Annotated in this window: 8 protein-coding genes; 7 read left to right on the top strand and 1 reads right to left on the bottom strand. The window is 30.9% G+C overall.

What is annotated here, in order from left to right; genetic code table 11:
• The first annotated feature begins 70 nt into the window (after nucleotides 1-70).
• Entirely contained in the window at nucleotides 71-745 is a 675-nt protein-coding gene (locus HKP59_RS06960) for a DUF2461 domain-containing protein (RefSeq protein ID WP_291804894.1), read from the top strand.
• Between the two features lie 18 nt (nucleotides 746-763).
• On the opposite strand, the gene HKP59_RS06955 is transcribed toward HKP59_RS06960, so the two are convergent.
• Nucleotides 764-1,972, bottom strand: coding sequence for a methyltransferase domain-containing protein (locus HKP59_RS06955; protein WP_291804892.1), 1,209 nt, complete (start codon nucleotides 1,970-1,972; stop codon nucleotides 764-766).
• A gap of 101 nt (nucleotides 1,973-2,073) precedes the next feature.
• Between HKP59_RS06955 and recG the strand changes: the two genes are divergently transcribed.
• From recG to HKP59_RS06925, 6 genes are all read left to right on the top strand, one after another.
• Nucleotides 2,074-4,173: an ATP-dependent DNA helicase RecG gene (gene recG / locus HKP59_RS06950; protein WP_291804889.1), complete on the top strand. Its 2,100-nt coding sequence runs from the start codon at nucleotides 2,074-2,076 to the stop codon at nucleotides 4,171-4,173.
• 48 nt (nucleotides 4,174-4,221) lie between these two features.
• The gene (pheT, locus tag HKP59_RS06945; RefSeq protein ID WP_291804887.1) at nucleotides 4,222-6,648 is read left to right on the top strand and encodes a phenylalanine--tRNA ligase subunit beta; all 2,427 of its coding nucleotides are present in this window, start codon (nucleotides 4,222-4,224) and stop codon (nucleotides 6,646-6,648) included.
• A 77-nt stretch (nucleotides 6,649-6,725) separates the two neighbouring features.
• Nucleotides 6,726-7,760: a quinone-dependent dihydroorotate dehydrogenase gene (locus HKP59_RS06940; protein WP_291804886.1), complete on the top strand. Its 1,035-nt coding sequence runs from the start codon at nucleotides 6,726-6,728 to the stop codon at nucleotides 7,758-7,760.
• 1 nt (nucleotide 7,761) lies between these two features.
• Entirely contained in the window at nucleotides 7,762-8,379 is a 618-nt protein-coding gene (locus HKP59_RS06935) for a LysE family translocator (protein WP_291804884.1), read from the top strand.
• Nucleotides 8,380-8,403: 24 nt separating this feature from the next.
• Nucleotides 8,404-9,267 carry a hydroxymethylglutaryl-CoA lyase gene (locus HKP59_RS06930; protein WP_291804882.1) on the top strand — a complete coding sequence of 288 codons (864 nt, stop codon included), beginning with the start codon at nucleotides 8,404-8,406 and terminating at the stop codon, nucleotides 9,265-9,267.
• Nucleotides 9,268-9,424: 157 nt separating this feature from the next.
• Nucleotides 9,425-10,618, top strand: coding sequence for a hypothetical protein (locus tag HKP59_RS06925; protein ID WP_291804880.1), 1,194 nt, complete (start codon nucleotides 9,425-9,427; stop codon nucleotides 10,616-10,618).
• Nucleotides 10,619-10,666 lie beyond the last annotated feature (48 nt).

Genomic DNA, 10,666 nt, shown 5'->3' with positions numbered 1-10,666 from the left:
TTACTAGTAAAAAGAGGAATAGTGTTGAAATTAATTTTTATTACTTTTAAAATTCTAAAAAACATAATAAATGAGTTCAATTTCAATATCTACCTTAGATTTTTTAAAACAATTAAAGAAAAATAATACGCGAGAATGGTTTCAAGAGCATAAATCAGTTTTTCAAGCAGAACAGCTAAAAGTAAAAGAATTTTATACTTCAGTATTAAATACGCTACGAACTCATGATGACATTGAGAAAATGAAACTATTTAGAATTTATCGTGATGTCCGTTTCTCAAAAGATAAGACACCTTATAAATCTCATTTTGCTGGAAATTTTGTAAGAGCAACAAATCGATTGAGAGGTGGTTATTATGTAAGAATTAGACCTGGAGAAAGTTTTTTAGCTGGTGGCTTTTGGGAGCCTAATAAAGATGATTTATTACGTATTCGCAAAGAATTTGAAATGGATGCTACTGAAATTCGTGAAATAATTAATGATAAAACATTTGTTAATCATTTTGGAACATTAAAAGGAACTGCTTTAAAAACAGCACCAAGAGGTTTTGATAAAGAACATAAAGACATTGATTTAATTAGACTTAAACAATTTATTGTAACTCGTGAATTTACAGATGAAGAAGTACTAAGTCCTAATTTTTTAAATGAAATAGACGCATCGTTTAAAGCAATGCGCCCTTATTTTAATTATATGAGTGAAATACTCACAACCGATTTGAACGGAGTTTCACTAATTGATTAAAATTTATTGACCATCAAATTAAGTCACTTTCTCTAATAAAGCCATATAAAATCCATCAAAACCAGATTTATGAACAGAAACTTTTTTTTCTTTCACAAATTGAAATTCAGGATGGTTATTTAAAAAGAGTTGCACTTGATTTTCATTTTCAGAAGGTAAAATTGAACAGGTTGCATACACCAATTTTCCACCAGTTTTAACTAATGCAGAGTAATTTTCTAATATTTCAGCCTGTGTTTTTTTAATAGTATCAACAAATTCAGGTTGTAATTTCCATTTACTGTCTGGGTTACGTCTTAAAACACCAATACCGCTGCACGGAGCGTCTATTAAAACTCTGTCGGCAGTTCCTTTCATTTTCTTCATTACTTTAGAAGAATCTAAAGGTTTTGTAGTTACATTATGAACACCAGCTCTGCGCGTCCGTTTTTTTAATTTTTTTAATTTACTCTCATAAATATCGGTAGCGATTAATTGACCTTTATTTTCCATTAAGGCTGCCAAATGCAATGTTTTACCACCTGCGCCAGCACAGGTATCAATTACTTTCATACCAGGTTTAACATCTAAATATTCAGCAACTAATTGAGATGAAGCATCTTGCACTTCAAATAAACCATCTTTGAAGCATTGTGTAACAAATACATTGGCACGCTCCACTAATTTCAATGCATCAGGATGGCCAGGAATGAATTCAGTATTAATACCTTCTTCACTTAATTTATTTCGCAATGAAAGCTTGTTAGTTTTTAGGGTGTTAGCTCTTAAAATAACACTTGCTTGGACGTTTAAGGCAGCAATTTCTTTAGTCCAATGTTTTTCTCCTAATTCTTTTACAGCCAATTCGTCTAACCAATCTGGGATAGATTCTTTAAAAACACGTTGTTTTTGAAGTTCATCAAATTTACCTTTAATTCTTCTCTCAGGTACGCCTTGTAACTGATTCCAATCAGGTAATTTATAGCCTTTTAATATGGCAAAAACAGCAAAGTTTTTCCATACATTTTCATTGGTATAGTGATTCTTTGTCCCTGCAATTTCATTGTATAAACGTTTCCAGCGAACCATTTCATAAATAGTTTCTGCAACAAATTTTCTATCTCTTGCTCCCCAACGTTTATCACGTTTTAACGCTTTCTCTACAACTTTATCGGCATATTCTTCTTCATTAAAAATAAGTCGCATTGAAGCAACAACTGTATATACTAGGTTTCTGTGTAATCTCATGGTAAAATTTAAGGTGGCAAAGATACAAAATTAGTTCGTAGCAATTTTCTAATTGTTTATTGCTGTTTGAATTATTATCTTCGTAAATCAAAAAAAGCACGTTGTACAATCTAAATACTTCTATTTCATATTTAAAAGGTGTAGGACCTAGTAGAGCCGATTTATTAAAGTCCGAGCTAGGAGTTTTTACATTTAATGATTTGCTTAATTTTTTTCCGAATCGATATATTGATCGATCACAATTTTTGAAGATTAACCAATTACAAGAGAATTCCTCTGAAATTCAAATTGTTGGAAAAATTACAAGTATTAAAACAGTACAACAAAAAAGAGGGAGTAGGTTAGTAGCTACTTTTGTAGATGAAACAGGCTCTATGGAATTGGTTTGGTTTAGAGGAGCTAAATGGATTAAAGATTCCCTTAAAATAAATACGCCTTATGTGATTTTTGGTAAAACCAACTACTTTAATAGGTTATTTTCAATGCCTCATCCAGAAATGGAATTGGTATCGTCGTATAAAAAAAAGTTACGTTCTGCGATGCAGCCAGTGTATCCATCTACCGAAAAATTAATAAATAGAGGAATTTCAAATAAAATTGTTTCGAATATGATTCAAAATTTATTTGAGGAGTTGCAAGGAAAATTTCAAGAAACATTATCTGCTGCAATTTTAGAGAAATTAGATTTAATTTCAAAAAATGAAGCACTGTTGAATATTCATTTTCCTAAAAGTCAGGAATTACTAGCCAAAGCACAAAAACGGTTAAAATTTGAAGAATTATTTTTTATTCAATTACAGTTAATACGAAAAAAAATTGTTCGGAAAGCTAAAATAAAAGGGTTTAATTTTGAAAAGGTAGGCGATAAGTTTAATAAGTTTTATAAGAGTAAACTTCCCTTTGACTTAACAAATGCTCAAAAACGGGTATTAAAAGAAATTAGAAAGGATGTAGGGTCAAACGCTCAAATGAATAGGTTATTACAAGGTGATGTAGGTTCTGGAAAAACTATTGTAGCTTTATTAACTATGCTTATAGCAATAGATAATGGTTATCAGGCAGCGCTCATGGCACCTACCGAAATTTTAGCAACTCAGCACTATAACTCTATAATTGAATTATTAGATGGGTTGGATATTTCAGTAAAATTACTCACCGGATCGGTGAAGGTAAAACAACGTAGAATTATTCATGAACAATTAGAATCGGGTGAATTAAATATTTTAATTGGTACTCATGCACTCATAGAAGACAAAGTGCAATTTAAAAATTTAGGAATTGCAATTATAGATGAACAACACAGATTTGGAGTAGCACAGCGCTCAAAATTATGGGAGAAAAACGAGTTGCCTCCGCATATATTGGTAATGACAGCTACCCCAATACCACGGACATTAGCAATGAGTGCATATGGAGATTTGGATATCTCTATTATTGATGAATTGCCTCCTGGAAGAAAAGAAGTAAAAACTGCACATAGATATGATGCAAATAGATTATCTGTTTTTAAATTTTTAAAAGAAGAAATTGCAAAAGGAAGACAGGTTTATATTGTTTATCCGTTAATTAATGAATCCGAAGCAATGGATTATAAAGATTTGATGGATGGTTATGAAAGTATTTCTAGAGAATTTCAAAAGCCAACCTATCAAATTAGCATTGTTCACGGAAAAATGAAACCTGCAGACAAAGAATATGAAATGCAACGCTTTATAAAAGGCGAAACTCACATAATGGTTGCTACAACGGTTATTGAAGTTGGCGTAAATATTCCAAATGCAAGTGTTATGGTTATTGAAAGTGCTGAACGCTTTGGTTTATCCCAATTACACCAGTTAAGAGGCAGAGTTGGGCGTGGAGCAGAACAAAGTTTTTGTATTTTAATGACAAGTTTTAAACTGTCAAGTGATGCAAAAGTGCGTTTAGAAACAATGGTAAGTACAAGCGATGGATTTAAAATTGCTGAAGTAGATTTAAAACTTCGTGGCCCTGGAAACTTAATGGGAACGCAACAAAGCGGTGTGCTCAACTTGCGAATAGCAGATATTGTAAAAGATTCTAAACTATTAACTTCTGCAAGAAATATAGCTATTGATTTATTGACAACTGATCCCACTTTAAAGGAACCCGAAAATATCTTTATAAAAATTGCATATAAAGAAGTTAGTAAAAACAGTACTATTTGGTCAAATATCAGTTAAAATAGATTCAATTTTTTATCTTTGCAGTTCGAAAAAAAATTATAACAAATGAAAATATCATATAATTGGTTAAAACAATTTTTAAAGGTTGATTGGGAAGCTGAAAAAACAGGGGAATTGTTAACTGATTTAGGACTTGAAGTTGAGGGTATTGAAACTGTAGAGTCGATAAAAGGAAGTTTAAAAGGTGTTGTTGTTGGGAAGGTATTAACTTGTGAACAACATCCAAATGCTGATAGATTAAAATTAACAACAGTAGATTTAGGTAATGGAGAGCCTGTGCAAATTGTATGTGGTGCACCTAATGTTGCGGCTGGACAAACTGTACCTGTTGTTACTGTTGGTTCTACCTTATATGATGATAAAGGTGAGCCTTTTAAAATTAAGAAGGGTAAAATTAGAGGAGAAGAAAGTCACGGAATGATTTGTGCTGAGGACGAATTAGGTTTAGGTTCAAGTCACGAAGGAATTCTTGTATTAGATGATGCACTTCTTTCAGGAACTCCTGTTTCTAAAGTTTTTAATATTGAAAAAGATCAGGTGTTCGAAATAGGATTAACACCTAATAGAGCTGATGCTATGAGTCATTTGGGAACTGCAAGAGATTTAAGAGCAGGGTTATTGCAACAAGGTGTTGCGGTAGAATTAATCTCTCCTTCGGTAAGTGAATTTCATGTAGACGATCGAACGTTAAAATTTGATGTAGAAGTTGAAGATATCGAAAAAGCACCAAGATATGCAGGTGTTACAATTTCTGGTATAACAGTAAAAGATTCTCCAGAATGGATTCAAAATAAATTAAAAGCTATTGGTTTAACACCAATAAATAACATTGTTGATGTTACAAATTACGTTTTACACGGATTAGGGCAGCCTTTGCACGCTTTTGATGCTGCAAAAGTTAAAGGAAATAAAGTAATTGTTAAAACGTTGGCTTCGGGAACTAAATTTGTTACACTAGATGGTGTTGAACGTGAGTTGCATGAAGAAGATTTAATGATTTGTAATGGAAATGAAGAACCAATGTGTATAGCAGGAGTGTTTGGTGGTTTGAATTCAGGAGTTACAGAAAACACCACTTCAATATTTTTAGAAAGTGCTTATTTTAATCCTGTAGCTATACGGAAAACGGCTAAAAGGCATGCATTAAATACAGACGCTTCTTTTAGATTTGAAAGAGGAATTGACCCAAATAGCGTTGAATATGCATTAAAAAGAGCGGCTAATTTAATATTAGAAGTGGCTGGAGGGAAAATTTCGTCTGAAATTGTTGACATGTATCCATCAAAAATTGAAGATTTTCAAGTGTTTTTATCATACGAAAAAATGGATCGTTTAATTGGGACAGAGATTCCAAGAGAAACAGTTAAAAATATATTGGCATCTTTAGAAATTAAATTTAATAGTGTTACAGATGGTGGTATAGGTTTAACCATACCATCATATAGAGTAGATGTGACAAGAGAAGCTGATGTAATTGAAGAAATTTTACGTGTATATGGTTATAATAATGTTGAGTTTTCTCACAAATTAAACACCTCTATATCTTTTTCAGAATTTGATCCGGTTAAAATAGAAAATGTAGTTGGAAACCAGCTAGTTTCTCAAGGATTCCATGAAACAATGGCAAACTCATTGACAAAAGCGGACTACTTATCTTTAACAGAACTGCTAGATGAAAGCCATAACGTTACCATGTTAAACCCTTTAAGTAGTGATTTAGGTGTGATGCGTCAATCGCTTTTATTTAGTGGGTTAGAATCAGTTATTTATAATATCAACAGAAAAAATAACTCTTTAAAATTCTTTGAATTTGGAAAAACATATCACAAATTTGAAAGTGGCTATAAGGAGCAAAAACATTTAACCCTTTTTGTTTCTGGTAATAGAACCAAAGAAAGCTGGAACATTTCAAATAAAGCTTCAGACTTCTTTTATTTAAAAGGAATTGTAGTTGCATTATTACAGCGTTTAGGAATAAATAAATTAAAAACAACTCCAACTAAAAACGATATTTTTTCAGAAGGAATTACTTTAAGTTTAGGAAAAATAAAATTAGTAGATATAGGAGTTGTAAAACGTCCAATTTTAAAAGAGTTTGGCATTAAACAAGAAGTTTTATTTGCCGATTTTAATTGGGAAAATGTATTAAAAGTTGGTGGGAAGTCACAAGTAAAAGTGGAAGAAATATCTAAATTTCAAGCGGTAAAAAGAGATTTTGCATTGTTATTAGATAAAGAGGTTACTTTTAGTGAACTTTATAATTTAGCATTTCAAGCAGAGAAAAAATTCTTAAAAGAAGTTGATTTGTTTGATGTTTATGAAGGTGATAATATAGAAGAGGGGAAAAAGTCATACGCTGTTAGTTTTTTAATTCAAGATGAAAATAAAACATTGAACGATACCCAAATAGATAAAATAATGCAAAAGTTACAGCAAACATTTGAAAAAAATGTGGGAGCAACATTGCGATAGTTAAAATTACTTAATTAAAAAGCCTTCAGAAATTTTTTCTAAAGGCTTTTTTTTTAATTTTGTACAAACCATATTCAATGTATAAAAGTATTATTAGGCCTTTGTTTTTTCTTTTTGACCCAGAAAAAATTCATCATTTTACATTTTCACTTATAAAAATAGTTTCAAAAATTCCTGGTATACCATTTATTTTTAGAAGTTTATATCAAGTAAACGATGAAAAATTAGAACGCACTTTGTTTGGACTTACTTTTAAAAATCCTGTTGGTTTAGCTGCGGGTTTTGATAAAAATGCTGTATTGTATAACGAATTGGTAAATTTTGGTTTTGGTTTTATAGAAATAGGAACAGTAACTCCAAAAGCACAAGTTGGAAACCCTAAAAAAAGAGTGTTTCGGTTAAAAGCGGATAATGGTTTGATCAATCGAATGGGTTTCAATAATAATGGTATTGAGGCTGTAATTAAAAATTTAAAAAAGAACAATGGTCAAGTAATAATTGGTGGTAATATTGGAAAAAATACGGCAACACTACCAAATAGTTATACTGAAGATTATGTAACTTGTTTTAAAGAATTGCATCCTTATGTAGATTATTTTGTGTTAAACGTAAGCTGTCCAAATGTTGGTAGTCATGTAAAACTGAATGATAAAGAGTATTTAATAGAATTAATTACTGAAGTTCAGAAAGTAAATAATACGTATCCCAAACAAAAGCCTATATTATTAAAAATTGCACCTGATTTAAATACAGTACAATTAGATGAAATTATTGAACTAGTTGAAGAAACTGGAATTGAAGGTGTTATAGCTTCTAATACTTCAGTTAGTAGAGAAGGTTTAAAGATTACAGAAGAAGAATTAGATAAAATTGGATATGGAGGCTTAAGTGGAAAACCTATAAAAGACAGAAGCACACAAGTAATAAAATATTTAGCCGAAAAATCTAATAAATCTTTTCCTATAATTGGTGTGGGAGGTATTCATTCTTCAGAAGATGCACTTGAAAAACTGAGCGCAGGAGCTGATTTAGTTCAAATTTATACAGGTTTTATTTATGAAGGTCCTTCACTAATTAAAAAAATTAATAAAGCAATTTTGGCAAAAAATTAATTTGAATTACGAAATTCTCATATCATTTATAGGAGCTTCTATGCTTTTGACAATAATGCCAGGTCCAGACATTATATATGTATTAGTACAAAGTATTACAAATGGTAAAAAATTTGGAATTGCAACTTCATTAGGATTAGTATCAGGTATTATTATTCATACAACCTTAGTGGCTTTTGGTGTTTCCGCAATTATCAAACAATCTGAAAGTTTATTTTTTGGAATCAAATTATTTGGAGCACTCTATTTATTTTATATCGCTTATCAAACTTTTAAATCTGATGAAGAGTTATTATTAACAACAAAAGCAGCAAAAAAAGGGTTACTCAAATTGTTTAAACAGGGATTTATAATGAATGTTTTAAATCCTAAAGTATCTATTTTCTTTTTGGCCTTTTTTCCTGGTTTTTTATATAGTTCTGCGCAAAGTACAATTATTCAGTTTTATGTATTAGGCGGTTTATTTATGCTACAAGCATTATTCATATTTTCTATGGTTTCAGTGCTTTCTGGAAGTTTTGCTGTGTATTTAAAAAATCATCCAAGATTCAATTCTAATATCAAATGGTTTAAAATTTTAGTGTTTGTAGGTATTGCATTTTTTATATTATTTTCTTAATTGGTTTTGTATATTTGAACAAGGATGAAAAATGTTAAAATTATAGAGTGCCCGAGAGATGCTATGCAAGGCATAAAATCACATTTTATTCCAACTGAAGCAAAGGCTCAATATATAAATTCCTTATTGCGTGTTGGCTTTGATACCATTGATTTTGGAAGTTTTGTATCGCCCAAAGCAATTCCTCAAATGCGCGATACCGCTGAAGTGTTGTCTAGATTAGATTTAAGTAAAACAGAAAGTAAATTATTAGCAATTGTTGCGAATAAGAGAGGTGCGGACGATGCATCTCAGTTTGAAGAAATTGATTATTTAGGATATCCTTTTTCGATTTCAGAAATTTTTCAAATGCGAAATACAGGAAAGACAATTCAAGAATCAATTGATTTATTAGATGAACTTTTAAATATTTCAACAAAAACAAATAAAGAATTGGTTGCCTACTTATCAATGGGCTTTGGAAATCCTTATGGTGATCCTTGGAATGTTGAGATTGTTTCACAATGGACTGAAAAACTCTCAAAAATGGGTGTTACAATATTATCTTTATCTGATACTGTTGGGAGTTCAACTCCTGAAATTATTGAGCATCTTTTTTCAAATTTAATTCCTGAATATCCTAAAATTGAGTTTGGTGCGCATTTACATACTACACCTACAACTTGGTTCGAAAAAGTTGATGCTGCGTATAAAGCAGGCTGCAATAGATTTGATGGAGCTATTAAAGGTTATGGAGGTTGCCCAATGGCTAAAGATGATTTAACAGGTAACATGCCAACTGAAAAACTTGTTTCATACTTCACACAACAAAAGGCTGTTACAAATATTCAAGCCATGAGTTTTGAAAGTGCTTATAATGAGGCTTTAAAAATATTCATGAATTTGTAATTTCAGCTTTCTCAGCATAATATTTTTTTAATTATTTTAATAATATGATTTATGTCATACTATTAAGAATTATTCTAAATAAACCTTTTATATGTATCTTAAGTTACATAATTTTGTACTGTATTTATTTAAATCTAAATTAAAACAAGTATTGAAAATGAAAAATAAAGGATTAGTGCTTGCATTATTATTGGCAAGCTTTTTTGGATATTCACAACAGAATTCAAACCTACAGTTACAAGATTCAATTAAACAATTTCAATCTCAGCAAAGAGATGGAAGTAGTTATTTTAATTCGGGTCAACGCTTATTGAACACACCAATAGATAAAGGTATAACCCTAGGTGGTTACGGTCAAATTGATTATAATGAATCAGATGGGTCTACACCTGGGAATATTGATGTGCATAGATTGGTATTATTATTTGCCTATAAATTTAGTGATAAAGTAAGTTTTTTAACTGAAATTGAAGTAGAGCACGTAAAGGAAATTTTTATAGAACAAGCCTATGTGGCTTATAAAGTAGCACCATCTATAAACGTATTAGCAGGTTTAATGTTGGTGCCTATGGGAATTGTCAATGAATTTCACGAACCAACTACATATCGCGGAGTTGAGCGCCCTAATGTTGATAAGTATATTGTACCAACAACTTGGAGAGAATTGGGTATTGGCGTTACGGGAAACATTAACAGTGCATCATTAAAATACCAAGCGTATATTTTTAATGGTTTTATCTCTTATAAAGAGGGAGCTGGAGTTTTAAGAGGTTCTGATGGATTACGTAAAGGTCGTCAAAAAGGAGCAGAGTCTATAGTAACATCAGCTAACTTTTCTACAAAATTTGATTATTATGGAATTAGAGGTTTAAGACTTGGTTTAGCAGGTTATTTTGGTAAGACACAAACTGATGATACTTCTTTAGAACAGAGTACAGTTGGCATTTCTATGCTAGGGTTAGATGCACGTTATGTGTATAAAAAATTAGAATTAAGAGGTCAATATATTTATACAGATTTATCGGATACGGATGCTTATAATGTATTTAATAATAAAGATCTTGGATCACAAATGATTGGTATGTATGGAGAAATTGCGTATAATTTTCCATTAAAACAAGATCAGCAATTAACCCCATTTGTACGATACGAAAAATACGATACACATGCTGAAACTGTTGGAGATTTAGCCAAAAATAAAGCTTACGATAGAGATGAAATAACTTTTGGATTGGATTATAAAGTTGCCAATGGAGTTGTTTTTAAAGTAGATTACCAATTCTTTAGCAATGCGGTTGTTGATAGTGATACTAAAAAACAGTTTAATGCAGGCGTAGGTGTTTGGTTTTAAAGAATCTAAATTAAATAATTATATCTTAAGTTAGTTAAAGCATTTTAG

Origin of the sequence: Lutibacter sp. (genome assembly GCF_013041805.1) — a bacterium.
Classification (GTDB): Bacteria; Bacteroidota; Bacteroidia; order Flavobacteriales; family Flavobacteriaceae; genus Lutibacter.
Note: the sequence above shows the minus strand (reverse complement) of the source record. Positions and strands in the feature narration are given on the sequence as shown.